This window comes from Duganella lactea (genome assembly GCF_009857505.1).
GTDB lineage: Bacteria > Pseudomonadota > Gammaproteobacteria > Burkholderiales > Burkholderiaceae_D > Rugamonas > Rugamonas lactea.
The window spans coordinates 133156-151836 of the sequence record NZ_WWCP01000010.1; the positions used below are offsets into that span (position 1 = coordinate 133156).

The 18681-nt window shown below is 63.2% G+C and carries 14 protein-coding genes and 1 tRNA gene; 8 read left to right on the top strand and 7 right to left on the bottom strand.

Annotation, left to right across the window (positions count from 1 at the left end; all coding sequences use genetic code 11):
- Positions 1 to 40: 40 nt before the first annotated feature.
- Positions 41 to 436: a hypothetical protein gene (locus GTP44_RS11065; protein WP_161019455.1), complete on the top strand. Its 396-nt coding sequence runs from the start codon at positions 41 to 43 to the stop codon at positions 434 to 436.
- A 16-nt stretch (positions 437 to 452) separates the two neighbouring features.
- On the opposite strand, the gene GTP44_RS11070 is transcribed toward GTP44_RS11065, so the two are convergent.
- The 4 genes from GTP44_RS11070 to GTP44_RS11085 all read right to left on the bottom strand — a co-directional run bounded on the left by GTP44_RS11070 (position 453) and on the right by GTP44_RS11085 (position 7621).
- The gene (locus GTP44_RS11070; protein ID WP_161019456.1) at positions 453 to 2777 is read right to left on the bottom strand and encodes a TonB-dependent receptor domain-containing protein; all 2325 of its coding nucleotides are present in this window, start codon (positions 2775 to 2777) and stop codon (positions 453 to 455) included.
- Positions 2777 to 3727, bottom strand: coding sequence for a glycoside hydrolase family 43 protein (locus GTP44_RS11075; protein ID WP_161019480.1), 951 nt, complete (start codon positions 3725 to 3727; stop codon positions 2777 to 2779). The genes GTP44_RS11070 and GTP44_RS11075 overlap by 1 nt, the downstream gene beginning before the upstream one ends.
- Entirely contained in the window at positions 3727 to 6456 is a 2730-nt protein-coding gene (locus tag GTP44_RS11080) for an exo-rhamnogalacturonan lyase family protein (protein ID WP_161019457.1), read from the bottom strand. Before GTP44_RS11080 ends, GTP44_RS11075 begins: the two co-directional genes overlap by 1 nt.
- Positions 6457 to 6538: 82 nt before the next feature.
- Positions 6539 to 7621 (bottom strand): AraC family transcriptional regulator, encoded by a 1083-nt coding sequence (locus GTP44_RS11085; RefSeq protein WP_161019458.1) that lies wholly within the window; start codon positions 7619 to 7621, stop codon positions 6539 to 6541.
- 168 nt (positions 7622 to 7789) lie between these two features.
- Here GTP44_RS11085 and GTP44_RS28015 point away from each other — a divergent pair, with 168 nt between their 5' ends.
- Positions 7790 to 9424, top strand: a complete 1635-nt coding sequence (locus tag GTP44_RS28015; protein ID WP_161019459.1) for a methyl-accepting chemotaxis protein — start codon at positions 7790 to 7792, stop codon at positions 9422 to 9424.
- 14 nt (positions 9425 to 9438) lie between these two features.
- On the opposite strand, the gene GTP44_RS11095 is transcribed toward GTP44_RS28015, so the two are convergent.
- Positions 9439 to 11022: a methyl-accepting chemotaxis protein gene (locus GTP44_RS11095; protein WP_161019460.1), complete on the bottom strand. Its 1584-nt coding sequence runs from the start codon at positions 11020 to 11022 to the stop codon at positions 9439 to 9441.
- Between the two features lie 193 nt (positions 11023 to 11215).
- Between GTP44_RS11095 and GTP44_RS11100 the strand changes: the two genes are divergently transcribed.
- From GTP44_RS11100 to GTP44_RS11110, 3 genes are all read left to right on the top strand, one after another.
- Positions 11216 to 11824, top strand: a complete 609-nt coding sequence (locus tag GTP44_RS11100) for a TetR/AcrR family transcriptional regulator (protein ID WP_161019461.1) — start codon at positions 11216 to 11218, stop codon at positions 11822 to 11824.
- Positions 11825 to 11975: 151 nt separating this feature from the next.
- Positions 11976 to 12995: an NADP-dependent oxidoreductase gene (locus GTP44_RS11105; protein WP_161019462.1), complete on the top strand. Its 1020-nt coding sequence runs from the start codon at positions 11976 to 11978 to the stop codon at positions 12993 to 12995.
- A 17-nt stretch (positions 12996 to 13012) separates the two neighbouring features.
- A complete protein-coding gene (locus GTP44_RS11110) occupies positions 13013 to 13819 on the top strand; it encodes an oxidoreductase (RefSeq protein WP_161019463.1) in 807 nt (268 codons plus the stop codon).
- A 68-nt stretch (positions 13820 to 13887) separates the two neighbouring features.
- On the opposite strand, the gene GTP44_RS11115 is transcribed toward GTP44_RS11110, so the two are convergent.
- Together GTP44_RS11115 and GTP44_RS11120 are read right to left on the bottom strand one after the other, a co-directional pair.
- Positions 13888 to 14451, bottom strand: coding sequence for a cytochrome b (locus tag GTP44_RS11115; protein WP_160990791.1), 564 nt, complete (start codon positions 14449 to 14451; stop codon positions 13888 to 13890).
- Between the two features lie 211 nt (positions 14452 to 14662).
- Positions 14663 to 14739 (bottom strand) — tRNA-Pro (locus GTP44_RS11120).
- 174 nt (positions 14740 to 14913) lie between these two features.
- On the opposite strand from GTP44_RS11120, the gene GTP44_RS11125 reads away from it, so the two are divergent.
- The 3 genes from GTP44_RS11125 to arsC all read left to right on the top strand — a co-directional run bounded on the left by GTP44_RS11125 (position 14914) and on the right by arsC (position 18549).
- Entirely contained in the window at positions 14914 to 15699 is a 786-nt protein-coding gene (locus tag GTP44_RS11125; RefSeq protein ID WP_161019464.1) for a hypothetical protein, read from the top strand.
- A gap of 136 nt (positions 15700 to 15835) precedes the next feature.
- A complete protein-coding gene (locus GTP44_RS11130) occupies positions 15836 to 18160 on the top strand; it encodes a TonB-dependent receptor (protein ID WP_161019465.1) in 2325 nt (774 codons plus the stop codon).
- A 41-nt stretch (positions 18161 to 18201) separates the two neighbouring features.
- A complete protein-coding gene (gene arsC, locus GTP44_RS11135) occupies positions 18202 to 18549 on the top strand; it encodes an arsenate reductase (glutaredoxin) (protein WP_161019466.1) in 348 nt (115 codons plus the stop codon).
- Positions 18550 to 18681 lie beyond the last annotated feature (132 nt).

An 18681-nucleotide genomic window follows, 5' to 3' on the forward strand; every position in this document is an offset into this window, starting at 1 on the left:
CTCAATACAGCGGCCCGGTTCGTTCTCTTAGACTGGGCTGATGCGTAATACCGCCCCGCCCGCCCGTTACGATCTTCCCTGGAAAGCCGCATTGACGCATGCGTTCCAGGAATTCATGGCGTTCTTTTTTTCCGATCTTTGTGTGGAGATCGACTGGTCAAAACAGCCGCGCTTTAATCCTTTTGCTTGGGTCACGCTGGCTCATTTGCGTACCCAGCGTGCCCGCCGCGATCCCGATCAACTCTATGCGGCCAAGTGGCAACTCACAAAGCTCCTGTTTCAGCATGGTTGGAGTAAGGCGCGCATAATTGAATTGTTCAAAGTGATCAACTGGATGATGGTCCTGCCACCGCTGCTGCAGCGGCGTTACTGGCGAGCTGTCGTCAAGCTGGAAAAGGAGAGCAAAATGGAGTGCTGCCCGAGGCGCAATCATTGAAGCAAGTGTTTGCCGCTTAGAGGCTCGGACCGTTGCCACCAGGGGCACGGAACATGCCGCCGCCATTGCGCAGGCGTGGATCGCCGGTCACACCTCCGAGCCGGAAACTCAACGCCACCGAGTAGACGCGCCCGGCCTGCCTGCTGTAGCTCTCCGACTGCACAAAATCCGAGTACTGCACGCCGCGATTCACATTGCTGTTGAACAGATCGCGGATGCTGGCGCGCAGCGTGATGCCGGGCGTGAAGGTCCAGTTCCAGGCGGGCGTGACCATCCAGGTGGAGCCTGTCTGGTACTGACCGTACAGGCGCTTGCCGGTGTAGTTGCCGTTCAGTTGGAAGCTGTGCGTGCCGAGTGTGTATTGCCCGCGCAGCTGCAGCGTTTTCGGATTCGACGTCAGCGCCGTCTCCCTGGTGTAGCGCGTGCCGTCCGCGTTGTAGTTGTTGGACAGCACCGACTGGGTCAGGCGCTGCAGATTGAGGGTCGCGCCAAAGTTCAGCGTGCTGTCCGGGCGGCCCTGCAAATTAAGGCTTAGCCCATTGATGGTCTTGGCGCCGAAGTTGGCCGCCTCGACGATTACCACCGCGCTGCCCGGCACCGGCGTCAACATGCGGCCGATCAGCGGCGTATCCTTCTCGCGGTAGGGCGTGATGGTGTAGTTCAGCCAGCCCGCCTTGTCGTCGTATTTCAGTTCAAACTTGTCGCCGTGCGTGGCGGCCAGGCGCGGATCGCCGAGGCTATAGCTGGTGTCGCTCGTATAGCGCAGATTCGGATTGATGTCGTCCATCGAGGGGCGGGTGATGCGGCGGGTGAACGCGCCGGTCAGCGTCGCGTTGCTGGAGCCGCCCCAGGCATACTGCGCAAACATGCTCGGCATCAGCCGCTGGCTGCTGTCGCCGGCCGAGTTCTGCTGGTTGATGTAGTCGATATCGCGCCGCACCGTCTCGTAGCGCAAGCCGGGCTTGATGGTCCAATGTTCGCTCAGCCTGGCGTTGCCGGTCAGGTAGACCGCATACGAGCGCTCGATGTTCTTGAACGCGCTGGCGCGGTTGACGTCGATGACTTCCTCGCCGGTCAGCGGGTCGATGTTGAAGTAGTCGGCGTCGGTGCGGCCGGTGTTGAGGCCGGCCTTGAGCCCCGCCGTCACCAGCAGCATGGGCGTGAGGGCCCGGGTGTAGTCCATGCTCAATTCGCTCAGGCGGTTGGTCACGTTATTCCCGTTGAGGAACTGCGCGCGTGGGCCGTTCGGTGGCGTGATGGTGTAGCTGTTGCGATTGTGGCTCTCGCCGATGCGGTCGTTGGCGGAGGTGCGGAAGTCGTAGCTGAGCTTGTCGGTGCGATTGAACTTTTGTTCGTAGGTGACGGCCAGCTGATACATCGTCATATGGCTGTCGTTATCGCTGCGCTGCCGGTATTGCTGATAGGGCGCCGGGCCGCCCTGGTAGATCAGGAAATCATTGACTGACGCCGTCTCGCTGTTGCCGCGGTTGTAATTGAGCGCCGCCCGCAGGCGGTCGGTTTCGCCGACGTTGTAGCTGAACGTGGGGTTCAGCGACAGCCGGTTCGATGCCATGCGGCTCGTGCCTTCACGGTGGCTGGTGGAGCTGCTGCTCCCCAGATTGGTCTGCGCATCGCTCCAGCCGCTGCGCTGGAAGATGTCGCGGCCGAGGTTCATGCCGCCTTCGATCTGGTAGCGGCCGGCGTTGTAGCTGCCGTTGAGGGCGGCGGTATGCCGTCCATCCGGCCCGAAGCCGGCGCTGATGGTGCCCTGGCCGCCCACCGGGCGCACGCGGCGCGTGATCAGATTCAGGATCGGCCCGCCGCCGCCCTCGGCGCCGAATTCGGCGCCCGGCACGGTGATCACCTCCACGCTTTCCAGCGCCCCGGCCGGATAGCTGCTCAGCGCATCGCCGGCGTTGGCGCCGGAGAACATCGCCGAGCGTTTGCCATCGACAAAGACCTGGGTGTTCTGGTTGCCGCGTATGGCCACCTTGCCGTCCTGGTCCACCGTGACGTTCGGCACGTTGGCGAGCACGTCGGCGGCGGAGGCGGCCGGCGTGATCACCTCTTTGCTGAGGTCGTAGACGGAGCGGTCGATCTGCTCGTTCGGCCGTTGCGCCACCACGGCGATGCTTTGCACGGCGTCTGCTTCGGCCGTCGTGGCGGGCTGTGCCGATTTGGCCGTCACCGGCGCGGCCGGCTGTGGCTTGGCTTGGGCTTGCGGCTGGGCTGGTGTCTGAGGTGGGCTCTGCGCCAGCGCCGTGGCGCCGGCGCAGAGCAAGGTCAGGCCGGCCAGGCGGACGGGCAGCGGGGCGGTGCGCGGCATGGGATTTTTGTGCATCAGTTCGCTTTTCGAAGGCGGTCGAGTAAGGCTTCCGGCACGGCGATCACGGTGCCGTGGCGCATGCGTTGCGGCGTGCCCTCGTCCGGGAAGTGCATCTGCTGGCTCACATCTTCCCAGTGCACCAGATCGCGCGAGCGCAGCGCGCCGTAGCGCTTGTCAATGTAGGCGTCATAATAAACGATGGTGTCGGCGCCGATCTGAATCGCGGTCGGCCCCTCGACCCACACGCCGGGTGGCGAAATCGGCGCGCTCAGCTTGCCGAACGGCCCATGCAGATCCGGCGCCGCCACCACCTGTAGATATTTGCGCGGTGGATGGCGCGTCTCATCCTTCACCAGCAGATGCTGCTGGCCGTTGGCGCGCACGAAGGTGGCGTCGATCACGCTGAAGCCGGGATCGTAAAACAGCCTGGTCGGCGTGAAGGTGACGAAATCCTTGGTCGTGGTGGCGTAGATGCGGTGGTTGTACTTGTCCTCGGAGGTTCCCGCCGTCTGCGCAAACCTGCCCGGCACGGTGGAGGACCAGAAGATCAGGTACTCGCCGCGTGGCGCGTCGTAGACGATTTCCGGCGCCCAGGCGTTCAGCGTGCCCGGCTCGTGCGCCATCACCGGCAGCGCGCGCTGCGCCGACCAGTGCAGCAGATCGGTGGACGAGGCGTAGCCGATGTGCTGGTCCTTCCAGCCGGAGGTCCACACCATGTGGTAGATGCCGTCCGGGCCGCGCACGATGCAGGGATCGCGCATCAGCCGGGCGTCGCCCACGGTCGGCGTCAGATAGCTGCGGCCGTTGCCCAGCTTGTCCCAGTGGTAGCCATCGGTGCTGGCGGCCAGATGCAGGCCGTCCTCGCCGTTCTGGATGAAGTAGGTGAAGAGGTAGGCGTCCGCCGCCCGTGCCGCAGTGTGCGCACAAGCGACAGCCAGCAAGGCGGCCGCCAGCGCGCGGCGCATCACTTGGCGGCCCCGCCCGGCAGATAATCGCCGATCAGCGCCAGATTCTGGATCGCCGCCAGGCCCCACTGCGCGGTGTCGTTGGTGCTGACGCCCTCGGCCTCCTGGACCGGATTGAGCACGGTCGGGCCATGCAGGTCCAGCGTGCGCAGCGGCTTGAGCGGCTGATCGAAGAACTCGCTCCAGGCGCGGCGCGCCAGCGCGGCGTCGCCGGTGCGCCAGGCGGCGTAGGCGGTCAGGCGTGAGTGGCCGACGCGCAGCACCGGACTGCCGCCGTGTGGCATGCCCAGCGCGCGCACCTGCGCCGCCTTGTCGGCGTTGAACAGCGTGCAGTATTGCAGCCACGCCTGTTCAAAATCCTTGTGGCCGGTCAGCGCGATCAGCTCGGCGAAGATCTCCACCGCGCCGAACACCGAATTGAGGTGGCTGGCCGCGACCTTGTCGCCGGTCATGTTGTGCAGGTGGCCGCTGTCCTGCTCGTAGCCGGCGCGGTCGGCGTTGAAGAAGCCGTGCGGCATGGCGGCGATGTCTTTCATGCCGGTCAGCAGCTTGTCGCGGTAGCGCGGATTGCCGCCGCGTTCCCATTCGGTCAGCCAGTTGCCGGCCAGCGAACCCCAGTCGGTGCCGAAGCTGGCGCGCGCCGGATACTGGCCCTTGGGCGGCGCGTCGGCGATCTTGCGCACCGGATCGGTCGCTTCGAGCATCGCGTCGGCGTCCAGCAGTTCGCGCAGGATGTCGCCGATGCGCTCGTCGGCGGTCAGGTAGTAGTAGTAGCGGCGGTAGACGGCGGCGCTGATGCGCAGTTGCTTGGCGCTGCAGCCCCAGTGCTGCACATTGTGGCGCGAACCGAGCCCTGCGAAGCGGCCCAGGTGGTAGATGTCGACCTCGCTGGTGTGGCGCACCATGGCCTCGGCCAGGCGGAAGATGTCGGCACGGCCGCTGCGCAGGAAGCTGTACCACAGCCACAGATCGGGCGAGAGCTCGGAGTTGTCCCAGGCGTAGCCGCCGACATCGTAGCGCCAGACGTGGCGGTCGGCGTCGTAGGTGTGCATGATGTCGCCGTAGTTCCAGAAGCCGTACCAGTGGCGCTGCTCGACCTGGCCGCGATAGAACGCGAAACGGCGGTCCAGCTCATCCTCGATGGCGGCCTTGGCCGGCGTCGACCGGTCCGGCAGGCTCCACAGGCCGCCGAACACGCCGCTGGCCAGGAAGTGCGCCGGCGCCGCCACCAGCTGCGGCGGCGTCTGCACGGCGGCGGCGATCTGCACCATGCGCTCGCGGCTCGGCGTGGCGGCCAGCGCCCACAGCGTGATCTCGCTGCTGCGCGCCACGCCGTGCGGCGTGCCGTAGCCTTTTTCGTAGTCCTCGTAGGTGATGTCCAGCCCTTGCAGCTCCTGGGCGTGGGTCTCCATGCCCATGCCGTCGTGGTAGAAGCGCAGGTCCATCGCCGGCGCGTCTGGCGACCACATCCATAAAGTGACCTCGGCGGCGCTGGTGTGGGCGTGACGGATATCCAGGCGGGTGGGGTGGCGCTGCCAGAATTCGCGCAGGCCGAAGGCGACGCCGCCGCCGTTGCCGCCGATGTAGCCGCTGCCGGCGGCGCGCTTGCCGGCGTCGGCGTCGATCCAGCCGTGGCCGGGCTTGGTGCGCTTGCGGATCTGGAAGCCGTCCGCGCTCAGCTGCGACAGCGTGTAGTCGCCCCAGGCCGGCACCAGATGCAGCGCCGACGACACCCGTGGCGCCATCTGCGCGATGGGCGGACACGGCAGACCGGCCACCTGCGCCTGGCGGAAGGCCGCGCCCGGATCGCGCCGCAGGCCGGTCAGGCCCTGGACGGCCTCGGCCCACAGGCCGGGCTGCTCGCCGGCGAAGCGCACGTGACGGTCGTACAGCGGGCCGTCGAGCGGCACGTCGAAGCGCAGGCCGAGGCCGCGCAGGAAGTCGGTGTTCTCGTCGCCGTCAAACACGAAGGTGTGCAGGATGCGCACCGATTCGGCGCCGGCGTAGAAGTACAGGCGCAGCGAGAACGGCAGCCAGGCGCGGCCATCGGCGCTGTGTTTGCCCTCGACCTTGACGACCGCGCGCACCGGCCCGCGCTGCTCCACCGTGACGGCGGTGACCGCGCTGTCATAGTGGCGCTGCACGGTGTTGGCCGCTTCGCTGTCGGGCGTGTTGGCGGCCAGCGCCACCAGCCGGCCGTTGCGGGCCATGTCGCGGCCGTCGCGGCTGATGGCCTGGATCACATGGGGACCACGGCGCGCCACGCTGCAGCGGATCACGCCGGTGTTGACGACGATGCTGTCGGCGCGTTCCTCCACCGTCACGGCGGCGGCCGGTGCTGTCGCGTCGGCGACCGCTGCCAGTTGCAGCGTGGCGGACAGGCCGGCGTTGGCCGGTAGTGCGTGCGCTGACCACTTGATCGAGCCATCCGGCCACCAGGCCAGCGGCCAGCTTTGCACCGGCACTGGCTGGCCGTCTTCCGTGGTCAGCGCGAAGGCTGGCGTTTGCGGATGGCGACCACGCGGCCACGGCACGCCCAGCGTTGCCCCGGAAGAGAAGGCCGGCACGCCGCCCTCCAGCCAGTGCAGGGCGGCGCTGCCGTCGCCGGCGGCTGGCGTGGCGCGCGTCGGCGTGGTGGTGGTGGTCGTTGCCGTTGCCGTGGCAACGGCGGCGGCGGGCAACGCGGTGACGGCGGCGGACTTCAGAAAATTGCGGCGGCTCAGTGACATGGTCTCCAACTTCGGCTGGTAATTTGTGTGCACCGAGTATCGGGACCTGTCCCGGCAGTGTCAACCGGCTGGCGCCATCTAATCACGTTTGTGATTGGCCGCTGTGCCGCTGGCGGAAGCGGCTCGGAGTGTCGCCGGTCCAGGCCACAAAGGCCTTTCTGAAATTGGCGGCGTCGCTGTACCCCAGGCGCACGGCGATGTCCTCATTGCTGAGCTCACGCTGACGCAGATACAGCAGCGCCAGTTCCAGCCGCTGGGCGTTGACGATATCGCTGAAGCGGGTGCCTTCCGTCTGCAGCCGGCGCCGCAGCGTGCGCGGATGCAGCGCTAGCTGCGCCGCGGCCTGGTCGATATTGTGCATCGTGTTTGGCCGTTCGCGCAGCAGCGCCGCCACGGCGCTGGAAAACGACTCGGTGGGGGCCAGCCGTTGCGCCTCGCTCTCGCACAGTTGCAAGGCCAGCGCGTGCGTCATCGGATCGGGACGCGAGACCCCTTGCAGCACGGTGTCGGCGTCGGACAGGATGACCTGGTTGAGCTCCTGTGCGAACTCGACCGGGCATTGCAGCCGCTGTGCATACGCCGCCGCCTGTGCCGGCGCGGCATAGCGCAGCCGCACTTGGTGAAAGCGGAACTGCGGCCCGTACAGGTCTTTGCCGATGGCGAGGGAACTGGCCAGTTTCAACTCCGTCGCGAAGCGGTAAAGCGGGTGTTCCGGATCGGCCGGCAACAGCGGATCGACCTGCCACACCGAATAGCCCGGCAAGCGCGAGTACGTCACGCGTGTCAGCGGATCGACCAGGTGGGCGTATTTGCGGACCACGCCGATCAGTTGCTGGCGGTCGGGACTGCTGAGCATGGCGTAACCGTAAATGCCGCAGGCGACCACCTGCAGCCTGGCGCCGACATCGAAGGCGATCTCCGGTGTCAGCCGCAAGCTGTTCATCACCACGCGCAAGATTTGCAGCACCGAGTAGCGGCTGGCGGTGGACGCCAGTGTCGCCGGCGTGATGTCGCTGCCCGCCAGCGCCGCCTCCAGCGCCACGCCCTGGCGGCGCATTTCGCTCACCAGAAAAGTGATGAGGTGCGGCGAGTAGCCCCGCACCATGACATTGAACATGGAATTGTGTTGCAGTACGCCGCCAAATTCGCTCAGCAGCGCCTTCATGCCGACGCTCCCCATTGTCCCGATTCGCTCAAAAAGTGTCCCATTTCAACCTGTAATACTTTCTTTGGAATAACTATACTGCCGGTGCAGTCGTGGTGTCAAAAAATATAGTCACTTCCTTAAAACCTAGCGAGCGTGATATCGCGTGCCGATTCATGCAATATAACTATGACAATTAACTCTTCTATTCGTCAGCGCCTGATCGGGGCGATGACCATTCTTGGCCTGTTGGTGATCCTGACAGGCGTCGCGGGTATCTACGGCATGCGGGCGATGTATGCCAGCATGCGCGAAATCAACACCAACACCCTGCCGTCGGCGCTGGCGATCGCCGACTCCCAGCTGGCCATCGCCCGCGCCAGGCTGGTGCTGGACCGGGTGGTGGTCAAGGGCGGCCAGGCCGACGAGGCCGAACTGGGCCGGGCCGCGGCGTACATGACACAAGCCGACAAGGCTTGGGCCGACTACCTGGCGCTGCCGCAGGAAAGCGCGGAAAAAGCCCTGTCCGACGAAGTCGGCCGGCGCCGGCGCGCCTTGAGCGACGAGGGCTATCGCCCGATGCTGCAAGCCATCGGCGCGGAAGACAACGCCCGCGCGCGACATTACGCGATGACGGTGTTGCCGGCCCTGTACACTGAACTGACCAAGGCGGCGGCGGCGCTGACCGATTTCCAGAGCCAGGTCAACCAGCGTTATTACGCCGCCAGCCAGGACAGTTACCAGCGTCAGCTGTGGATCGCCGGGGCCGCGATTGCCGTCAGCCTGTTGACCAGCGTGGTGGCTTGCCTGTCGCTGTTGCGCGCCATCATGGGGCCGATTTCCAGCACCATCCGCCACTTCGACGGCATCGCCACCGGTGATCTGGGCAAGCCGATCATCGTGCACAGCCAGGACGAGATGGGCAAGCTGATGCAGGGACTGGCCGGCATGCAGCAGCAGTTGGCCGGCACCATCCGTGCCGTGCGCAACGGCACGGAAACCATCGCCACCGCCACCACGCAGATCGCCGCCGGCAATCTGGACCTGTCGCGCCGCACCGAGCAGCAGGCCGCCAGCCTGGAAGAAACCGCTTCGTCGCTGGAGCAGTTGACCGCCGCCGTGCGGCAGAACAGCGAATCGGCGCGCCAGTCCAGCGCGTTGGCGCACACCGTCTCGCAGGCGGCCCAGCAAAGCGGCGAGCTGGTGCATGGCGTGGTGGGCACCATGAGCGACATCCGCCAGGCCTCGGCGCGCATCGCCGACATCATCGGCGTGATCGACGGCATTGCTTTCCAGACCAACATCCTGGCGCTGAACGCGGCGGTGGAAGCGGCCCGCGCCGGCGAGCAGGGGCGCGGCTTCGCCGTCGTGGCCGCCGAGGTGCGCCATCTGGCGCAGCGTAGCGCCGAGGCCGCCAAGGACATCAAGGAACTGATCGGCGAATCGGTCGGTCGGGTCGACCGCGGCGCCGACCTGGTGGCCTCCGCCGGCGACTCGATGACCCGGCTGGTCGGCGATATCCAGCGTGTCGCGCGGCTGATGTCGGAGATCGAGCATGCCGGACAGGAGCAGGAAGTCGGCATCGGCCAGATCAACCAGGCCATCACCGAACTGGACGCCGTGACGCAGCAAAACGCGGCGCTGGTGGAGGAGGCGACCGCCGCCGCCGAGGCGCTGCGTGAGCAGGCCGAACGGCTGGCCGGCGAGGTCTCGGTCTTCCAGCTGGACGATGGCGCCCAACGCGCGGCATCGCCGCCGCGCCAGCTTCCCCGCTTGCATTCGCCAGCGGGCCAGCCAGCCATGATGCCGGCGACGCTGGGCTGATCCGCCCAACCGTCTTAGCGCAACAACGTCAGCGGGTGGGATTCCGCCTGGTCCAGGCGGAAGCGCAGCACCAGTTGCGCCAGCAGGCTGGCCTGGTCCTGCATGCTGGCCGACGCCGACGCCGCCTGTTCCACCAGCGCGGCGTTTTGCTGGGTGACCGCATCCATTTCATTGATCGCCTGGTTGACGTGGCCGATGCCGACGCTCTGTTCGTGCGAGGCGGCGCTGATCGCGCTCATGATGGTGGTCACGCGCGAGACGCTGTCCACGATCTGGTCCATGGTGGCGCCGGCCTCGGCCACCAGCGCGCTGCCGACCTTGATGCTATCGACCGAGTCGTCGATCAGCGTCTTGATTTCCTTGGCGGCGGCGGCGCTGCGCTGCGCCAGGTTGCGCACTTCGCTGGCCACGACCGCGAAGCCGCGTCCCTGTTCGCCGGCGCGGGCCGCCTCGACCGCCGCGTTCAGCGCCAGGATGTTGGTCTGGAAGGCGATGCCGTCGATCACGCTGATGATATCGACGATGCGCGTGGCCGAGTTGTTGATGGCGTCCATGGTCCGCACCACTTTCGACACCACCTCGCCGCCCTTGCCGGCCACGCTGGAGGCCGAGATCACCATGTCGTTGGCCTGCTGCGCGTTGACGGCGTTCTGGTTGACGGTGGAAGTCAGCTCCTCCATCGAGGCCGCCGTCTGCTCCAGTGAACTGGCCTGCGACTCGGTGCGCGCCGACAGGTCCATATTGCCGCTGGCGATTTCGGCCGAGGCCAGCGCGATGGTGTCGGCGCTGCGGCGGATTTCGCCGATGGTGTTGGCCAGCTGGGTCTGCATGCTTTTGATCCCGAACAGAATGCTGCTGTCGTCGTGCGCGTTGGTGTGGATCGGCAGGCTGAAGTCACCGCTGGCGATGCGGCCGGCGGCATCGCGCACCAGCGCCGGTTCGCCGCCGATGGTGTCGCGCAGGCTCTGGTTGATGCGGGTGACGATGAAGCCCAGCAGCAGCGTCACACCCAGCAGCACGCCGCCCGATTTCAGCAGTTCGGCCTGGAAGGCGCGGTCGATATCATCCATATAAACGCCGGTGATCAGGTCCCAGCCCCACGGACCGTAGCGGTCGACGCGGCTGATTTTCGGCAGCGGCTCCTTGCCGCCCGGCCGCGGCCACACGTAGCGGACATAACCCGACCCGGCGGCGCTGGCGCCGGCCGCGGCGATCTCGCGGTACAGGTAGTAATTATTGACGTCCTTGAAGCCGCTCATGTCCTTGCCATTGTTTTGCGGCGCGAACGGATTCATCAGCGAAATCATGTCCTTGCTGGCGATGGCGGTGTAGCCGTCCTGGCCGAAGCGCAGCGAGCGTATCACGTCGGTCGCGCGGCGTTGCGCCTCGGCTTTCGTGATCTGCCCGGCGGTGGCTTGCGCGTCGAAATGCTTCACGATGCTCAGCCCAGCCTGGTTCACATTGGTGAGATCCTTCTGCCGCTCCTCAAGGCGCAAGTTGCGCGCCTGAAGCGCGTCATGGACAAAGATCACGAAAATGCAAAGCAGGCTCAGTATCAGGGGCAGCCACAGTTTTTGTTTGAACGACAAATTTTTCATTGTTTGTAGTTTTGTGAAATTTAAGAAAAATTAATGATAATTGAATGTTTCTTGATGGAAAACTAATTTCTTCTTGGAATTTGTTGTTTAGAAGTGAAGCCCTAAATTCGAATGTGGCGATAGGGCGGACGAGATGTCCAAACCGCCAATCAGCCTTCGCGCACAAAGCCTGCATCCACATCAAAAATGGGATATGATGATCATCATGCAGAAAAAATCTTCCCGATCCACCGTCAAGAGCCGCAAGGAAATCTCGCATGACCGCATCGTTGAGGTCGCGGCGCGCGCGATCCGCCGCAGCGGTTATGACGGTACCGGCGTGGCCGACATTATGAAGGAAGCCGGTTTGACGCACGGCGGCTTCTATTCGCACTTCGCGTCGCGCGACGCCTTGCTGGCCGAAGCCGGCGGCAAGGCGTTCGCCGATGCGGCAGCGCTGGCGGCTAAGGTGGTGGCATCAGCGCCTCCGGGGCAGGCATTACAGGCAATTATGCAGGCTTATCTGTCGCCTGAGCATATCGGTGCGATTGAGACTGGGTGTCCGGTGTCGGCGCTGGGCTCGGAAATGCCGCGCCAGACGCCGGCGGTGCGGCATGCGGTGACCTCGCACATTAAAGAGATGGTCGATTTGATTGCGCGTCAGTTACCAGGATGGGGGCAGCAGCAAGCGCATGAGCAGGCGATGGCATTGCTATGTGCGCTGATCGGCACCACCATGATTGCGCGCGCGGTGGATGATCCAGCGCTATCGCAAGCATTGCGCGCCGCCACCCTCAAACAGTTCACGCCGGCCGCCGGCTAAACACGCCGGCGGTTTTTTTTAAACATAAATATGATGGTCATAATATTTTTGCGCGATGTTGATCACTGTCCGTCAAGCCGCCGTCATCAACGGCGCGTCGTCCGGCATTGGCGTTGTTGCAGATCACAATCTCAGAAGAAGGGAGTAAACAATGAAAGCGCTTATCCTGAAAAGTTACGGTGGACTCGACAAGCTGGCATTTGCCGAGTTGCCGCGACCGGCGATCAAGCCAGACGAAATGCTGGTGCAGGTGCATGCGGCGGGCCTCAATCCGATCGACTATATGATCCCCAAGGGCATGTTCAAACCGATCATGCCGCTCCAATTGCCCCACGTGGTGGGCAGCGACCTGGCCGGTGTGGTGGTGGAAACAGGCAGCCGGGTCACGCGCTTCAAACCGGGCGATGCGGTCTTTGCCAGCATCTTTGACCTGCCCGGCGGTAGCCTGGCCGAGTTCGCGGCGGTGCCGGAATCCGCTGCGGCACACAAACCGGCCAATCTGGACTTTATCCAGGCCGCCTCCATTCCAATGGTCGGGCTGACCTCGTGGCAGGCGCTGCAGGAACGCATGCAATTGCAGCGCGGTCAGAAAGTGTTCATTCCAGCCGGTTCCGGCGGCATCGGTACGTTCGCCATCCAGCTGGCCAAACATTTCGGGGCGACTGTCGGAACGACCACCAGCAGTGGCAATGTGGCACTGGTGCGCACGCTCGGCGCGGACGAAGTGGTGGACTATAAAAAGTATGAGGTTGAGCAGGTCCTGCGCGACTACGATGCGATCCTCGGCACGCTGCGCGGCGATGCGCTGGAAACATCGCTGGCGATCTTGAGACCGGGCAGCAAGATCGTCTCGCTGATCGGGCCGCCGGATGCCGCTTTCGCCCGCGCGCGCGGCATGAACTTCGCCATGAAGATCATCTTTAGCCTGTTGAGCGCCAAAATCATCCGACGCGCCAGGCAACGGGACGCTGACTATTCCTTCCTGTTCGTGCGCCCGGATGGGCGCCAACTCGCCGAGATCGGCGCTTTGCTGGCCGCCGAACGCATCCGGCCGGTGATTGATCAGGTATTTGCGTTTGAGCAGGCAAAGGAAGGTCTGGCGTATCTGGAGCAGGGCAGGGCTAAAGGCAAGGTCGTGGTGCGGATGGGCGTATCACCGTCCAAAAATTAAAAACGAAAGGAAATGCTATGTCGACTTCAAAGGTGGTGTTGGTAACCGGCGTCTCATCCGGTATTGGCCGTGTCACCGCCGAGCAATTTGCGGCGCACGGGTGTGTTGTGTTTGGCACCGTCCGCAGTCTCGCTAGCGCGGCGCCATTGCCTGGCATCACGCTGGTGGAGATGGATGTGCGCGATAGCGATTCGGTGCCGCGTGCCATCGCTGAGATTCTCGGTCGCGCCGGCCGCATTGATGTGCTGGTCAATAATGCCGGGGTGAATATGACCGGTGCCGTGGAGGAAACGAGCATCGCGGAAGCACAGTTGCTGTTCGAGACCAATGTCTTTGGCGTCATGCGCACCATTCAGGCGGTGCTGCCGCAGATGCGGGAACAGCGTTCCGGGCGGATTGTCAATGTCAGTTCGGTGCTGGGCTTTCTTCCCGCTCCTTACATGGGATTGTATTCGGCATCGAAGCATGCGATTGAAGGCTTATCTGAATCACTGGACCACGAGGTCCGCCAGTTCGGCATTCACGTCACGCTGGTGGCGCCGGCTTACGCCAGGACCAGTCTGGAAGCCAATTCGCCGGTGGCAAAAGCCACACTTGCGGCCTATGACCGCGAACGCGCCGCTGTGGCGGCGGCGGTGGCCCGTGACATCAACAACGCGCCCTCTCCCCACAGTGTGGCCGCCACCATTGTTGACGCGGCACTGGGCAAGTGGCGCATGCGAAAAACGCCTCCCGGCCAAGCAACGCTGTTGAGTCGCTTGCGCCGTTTCCTGCCGGCCGCACCGGTCGATGCCAGCTTGAGAAAACAATTCGGCATTGGTTAGACGCGCAAGCCACTATACGCAAGTCGCCATCCTTCTGACCGCGTGGGCCAGTTGGGAAGTCCTGACTGCTAATCGTTTCTTCGTCCGGAAATCCACCGAGGCAGCATTGAAAGGAGAACTTCATCTCGCAAGAAAAAGTGATGGTATAACGCGGCTGCCGCATGGAAGCCCGCCAGCCAAATAATGATGTCTCCTAGCAGGCCATGTAGTTCTCCAGCGGTTTCGCCCAACATACTGTTCGAAGAAATTGGCGATGGTATTTCGATGCTTCCCAGGAGCGTTATCGCATGCCCCTCCAGCCAGATGCCTGTGATGGCAGTCAGTGGTAGCGCAAATAAAAGAGCATACAGGGAGAACTGCACTAGCTTGGCGGCCCTGGCGATTGTGGGAGATAGCTCAGGCAGTTGGGGGCGAGGTGTGATGGCGCGCCAAAGTAGTCGCAATATCGAAACAACGAAGACGCACAGCCCTAGAGTCTCATGGACCTGCCGCCCCAGCTTTTCCTGTGCATCGTAGACATGTCGCTCTGAGCCTTCTGGACCAAGAATAAAGGCGACGACAACCAGTAACGCAGTTGTCCAGTGAAAGATTTGGCTTACCGCTCCGTATCGGGAAAATTTAGCGATTCTCATTTGACTTCCTTGGCCGTGTCAATAATTCACCGGCCAATATCGCTGGTTGTTATCCTCGACGTCAATCACAAATCTCAAAGAAATCTAAACTTTCCCACTTCACGCAAGTCATCGGACACCTTGCGGGCCACCGGCTGTTTTTGGCCAACAACCGCCGGTTCAAATCAATAGATGATATTCAATGAAAATATTACTTGCCTACGGGCTTTGTTGGTCGGGGCGAGAGGATTCGAACCTCCGGTCTCTACGTCCCGAACGTAGCGCTTTACCGGACTAAGCTACGCCCCGACTGTGATGTTAATTACACCAGATTTCCGCGACGTTATCAACTGGCGCCGCCGCGTGGCGCTCGTCCCCCATGGTCACCCTTTACATCGGGGTGCATAAAAGACAAATAATAATTTCCTTTGGGAAATTTTTATTTTATAATTATTTTTAAATAATCAAGAAATGGGATGAGCAATGGAATTCAAGCTTCGTGTTTCGCTGGTGTGTGCTGTTTGCTGCGTGTTGCTGGCGCCTTTGGTGGTGAGGGCGGCGGACGAGCCGGTGCCGAATGTCGCCTTCCTGTCGCTGGCCGGCGATAGCATCACGACGCAGCTCTTTATGCGCGGTACCGGCAGCAAAATGGACGCCAACCGCAAGATGGTGATGCCGATCGATAATCCCGTGCTGGACGTGGAAGCGATTCAGGCCGCCAACAAGGCGTTCAAGATGTTACGTCCGGGTGTCATGACGACGTTGCTGGTCACCGCCGACAAGGACCTGTTCAAGGCGCAGAACGATTTGTTCGATGAAGTAGACGCCAACCGGGATAACCGCGCCTATCTGAGCAGCCTGCTGTCGAAACGCGCGGTCACGCAGCTGATCCTGATCACCAAGAATCGCGCCTATGCGGAATTTCGCATACAGGATGGCATGGTGGGCGGCGGCCGGATCGAGGGACTGGGCTTCTACATTGATAATGAAACGCGGCTGATGAATAGCCGCTCATTGGTCACCGGTAGCGGTTTCGTGGCCACCTTCGTCTATCTTAAGGTGCGTCTGATCGATGCGCAGACCTTGAATGTGCTGAAGGAGGTGAACGTCAAGGAGTCGGACCTGAACGTCAACTACCAGTTGACCGAGGCGCACCAAGTGGCATGGGACGCGACCACCGGCGAGCAGAAATTCAAACGCCTGAGCGAGGTGATCGCGGGCGCCATGAGTGACGCTATTCCTGCACTGTTAAAGACGCCGGTTCTGTAGCAAAGAACAAAGATCGCCGACCTGTTCAGGCGTTTCAAATAACCGACACTTGGCAAAGATTTTGCTTTTTAAAAATACCAATGTGGTAAACATAAGCAAACTGCCCAACTTTGGGGCGCCAGGGAGAAGATCGGACATGGATATTCGACGCACCATCATCGCCGCCGCCGTGCTGGCGGCCTTCAGCGGCCAGGTTTGGGCACAACAGCCGTCCCCGGACGAAATCGAAGTCGTCAAGGTGACGGCGCAAAAGCGCCAGGAAGATCCGGCCAAGGTGGCGATGAGCATCAGCGCCATCACCGGCACGCAACTGCAGGCCGAGCAGGTGCGCGACATCACCGACCTGACGCGGGTGGTGCCGAATATCTCCTTCACGGCGGCCAGCGGCAACGGCGGCGCCGGGCCGGGCACGTCGAACGTCGAGATTCGCGGCATCAGCTCCACGGCGGGGGCGGCCACGGTCGGCATCTACCTTGGCGATACGCCGGTCACGGTGGGCAACGTCTACACCATGGGCAATATCGAGCCGCGCTTCTTCGACATCGACCGGGTGGAGGTGCTGCGCGGGCCGCAGGCCACCTTGTACGGCGCCAGCTCGATGGGTGGTACCATCAAGTTCGTGCCGAACGAGCCGGATCTGAAGGAGCGCGAATTCACCACCTACACCGAAGGCTCGAACACCAAGGGCGGCAGCGCGAATTATGCGGCCAACGTGGTGGCCAACTTTCCGCTGATCGCCGATGAACTGGCGCTGCGCATCGGCGTGCAGGCGCAGCACACCGGTGGCTATATCGATCAGGTGGATGGCGCCGGCAACGTCATCGCCAATAACATCAACCAGATCAACGACCAGGAACTGCGGGCGTCGCTGAAGTGGCGGCCGACGCGGGCGCTGACGGTGACGCCGTCGGTGTACTACCAGCGCATCGACGCCAGGGATATCGCGGCGTTCAATCTGGAGCTGCCGGCGTATCAGGCGCAGAAGCAGGTGCGCGAGCCGTCCGTCGATAAGCTGCTGGCGCCCAGCGTGACGGTCAACTGGGATCTGGGGGCGGTCGATCTGACCTCGGCCACCAGCTATTTCCAGCGCAAGTTCGACCGCACGCAAAATGGTTCGGCGTACAACAGCTATTCGCTGTCGACCTTCCTGACCTCCACCGACGATGGTGGCAAGGCGCCGCCGGCGCTGATCGAGGCGATCGCCGGCTTGCCGTCGGCGGTGTATCTGAATAATCAAGTGCGGCAGGTGTCGCAGGAGTTCCGTCTGGCCTCGCGGCCGTATGACGAGAAGGTGTCGCCGTGGACCTGGCTGGTGGGCACGTACTTCTCGCGCCAGCACACCAACATCATCGAGAACGATCCGATCTTCGGCGTGACGGAGACGTTCAAGCAGTTTGGCTTTGACATCGCGGACCCGGAGCTGCTGCCGGATGCTCGTCCCGGCCAGTTCCCCAACGATAACTCGTTCGCGGGCGCTTTTCATTATCGTGAAAAGCAGGGCTCCCTCTTCGGCGAATTGAATTACTACATCACGCCGACCGTGCACGCCACCGTCGGTGCGCGCTATCTGAAGGCGAACACCACGCTGGAGCAGCGCAACGGCAATTACCTGGCGGGCACCGGCAACAACAGCGGCGCCGAGACCACGTCGAAAGCCTTCACGCCGAAGTATGCGCTGACGTGGGAGGTCGATCCGTCCAACACGGTGTACACCAGTGTGGCCAAGGGCTTCCGTCTCGGCGGCGCCAACATCTACGTGCCGCCGACCACCTGCGGCCCCGATCTGGAGGCGAACGGCATCACGGCGGGGCCGCCGTCGTACTCGCCGGACAGCTTGTGGAGCTACGAGGTGGGCAGCAAGTCGCGCTTCCTCAACAACCGGCTGACGGTGAACGCGGATGTGTTCTACGTGAAGTGGAAAAATATCCAGCAGGGCGTCTACCTGCCGACCTGTGCCTACACCTACAACGCCAACGCCGGCGACGCCACCACCAAGGGCTTCGAGTTTGACATCAAGGCCAAGCCGCTGCCCGGACTGACGCTGAGCGCCTCGGGCGGCTACGTCAAGGCCGAGCTGTCGAACGATGTCGGCATCGACAACGGCGTGGTGGGGGCGGTGGCGGGTGCGCGGATTCAGGGTGTGCCGAACTACAACGCGGCGGTGAACGCGACCTATAACTTCTCGGCGTGGGAGCGGCCGGCGTTTGTGATGGGCGGCGTGCAATGGGTCGGCTCCAGCAAAGGCTCGCTGGATCCGTCACAGACCGACCATGATCGCCCGGCCTACCACACGGCCAACTTCAGCGCTGGCATGACTTTCGGCGCGTATGCGTTCACGCTGTTCGTGAAGAACGCGTTCGATACGGACACGATCATCCAGCATCCACAGGTGGCGTCGATTGTGCAGGGCTACCGGTTGGCGCCGCGCAGCCTGGGCGTCAGTCTGGCGACCAAGTTTTAAGCGATAATGCTGCCTTTGTCATTCAGCACGAGGGCAGCATCATGAGCATCACGATTTATCACAACCCCGCCTGCGGCACGTCGCGCAAGACGCTGGAAGCGATCCGCGCGAGCGGCGTCGAGCCGCTGATCGTCGACTACATCAAGCAGCCGCCGTCGCGCGACGCGTTGAAGGCGATGATCACCGAGGCCGGCATCGGCGTGCGCCAGGCGCTGCGCAACAAGGGCGAGCTGTACGAGACGCTGGGACTGGCCGACACCACGCTGTCGGACGAGGCGCTGCTGGACGCGATGATGGCGCACCCGATCCTGATCGAACGGCCGTTCGTGGTGAGCAACAAAGGCGTGCGCCTGTGCCGGCCATCCGAGCTGGTGCGGGAGATTCTGTAAAACCGGGGTGTCAGACCTCGTATATTGAATCTACCGCGCCATCGCCGGATAATGTGGAGGTGGCAACGGTCAGGCAGGGTGACGCCGACCAGACTTTGGGTAGTTGAACCCGTGTGTCAGATAGGCGCCCTT

Coding starts and splice junctions, on each gene's coding strand:
- GTP44_RS11110 (WP_161019463.1), top strand. CDS start 13,013: ATGTCGACTTCAAAGGTGGTGTTGGTAACCGGCGTCTCATCCGGTATT.
- GTP44_RS11100 (WP_161019461.1), top strand. CDS start 11,216: ATGATGATCATCATGCAGAAAAAATCTTCCCGATCCACCGTCAAGAGC.
- GTP44_RS11125 (WP_161019464.1), top strand. CDS start 14,914: ATGGAATTCAAGCTTCGTGTTTCGCTGGTGTGTGCTGTTTGCTGCGTG.
- GTP44_RS11080 (WP_161019457.1), bottom strand. CDS start 6,456: ATGTCACTGAGCCGCCGCAATTTTCTGAAGTCCGCCGCCGTCACCGCG.
- arsC (WP_161019466.1), top strand. CDS start 18,202: ATGAGCATCACGATTTATCACAACCCCGCCTGCGGCACGTCGCGCAAG.
- GTP44_RS11105 (WP_161019462.1), top strand. CDS start 11,976: ATGAAAGCGCTTATCCTGAAAAGTTACGGTGGACTCGACAAGCTGGCA.
- GTP44_RS11085 (WP_161019458.1), bottom strand. CDS start 7,621: ATGAAGGCGCTGCTGAGCGAATTTGGCGGCGTACTGCAACACAATTCC.
- GTP44_RS11130 (WP_161019465.1), top strand. CDS start 15,836: ATGGATATTCGACGCACCATCATCGCCGCCGCCGTGCTGGCGGCCTTC.
- GTP44_RS11075 (WP_161019480.1), bottom strand. CDS start 3,727: ATGCGCCGCGCGCTGGCGGCCGCCTTGCTGGCTGTCGCTTGTGCGCAC.
- GTP44_RS28015 (WP_161019459.1), top strand. CDS start 7,790: ATGACAATTAACTCTTCTATTCGTCAGCGCCTGATCGGGGCGATGACC.
- GTP44_RS11115 (WP_160990791.1), bottom strand. CDS start 14,451: ATGAGAATCGCTAAATTTTCCCGATACGGAGCGGTAAGCCAAATCTTT.
- GTP44_RS11065 (WP_161019455.1), top strand. CDS start 41: ATGCGTAATACCGCCCCGCCCGCCCGTTACGATCTTCCCTGGAAAGCC.
- GTP44_RS11070 (WP_161019456.1), bottom strand. CDS start 2,777: ATGCACAAAAATCCCATGCCGCGCACCGCCCCGCTGCCCGTCCGCCTG.
- GTP44_RS11095 (WP_161019460.1), bottom strand. CDS start 11,022: ATGAAAAATTTGTCGTTCAAACAAAAACTGTGGCTGCCCCTGATACTG.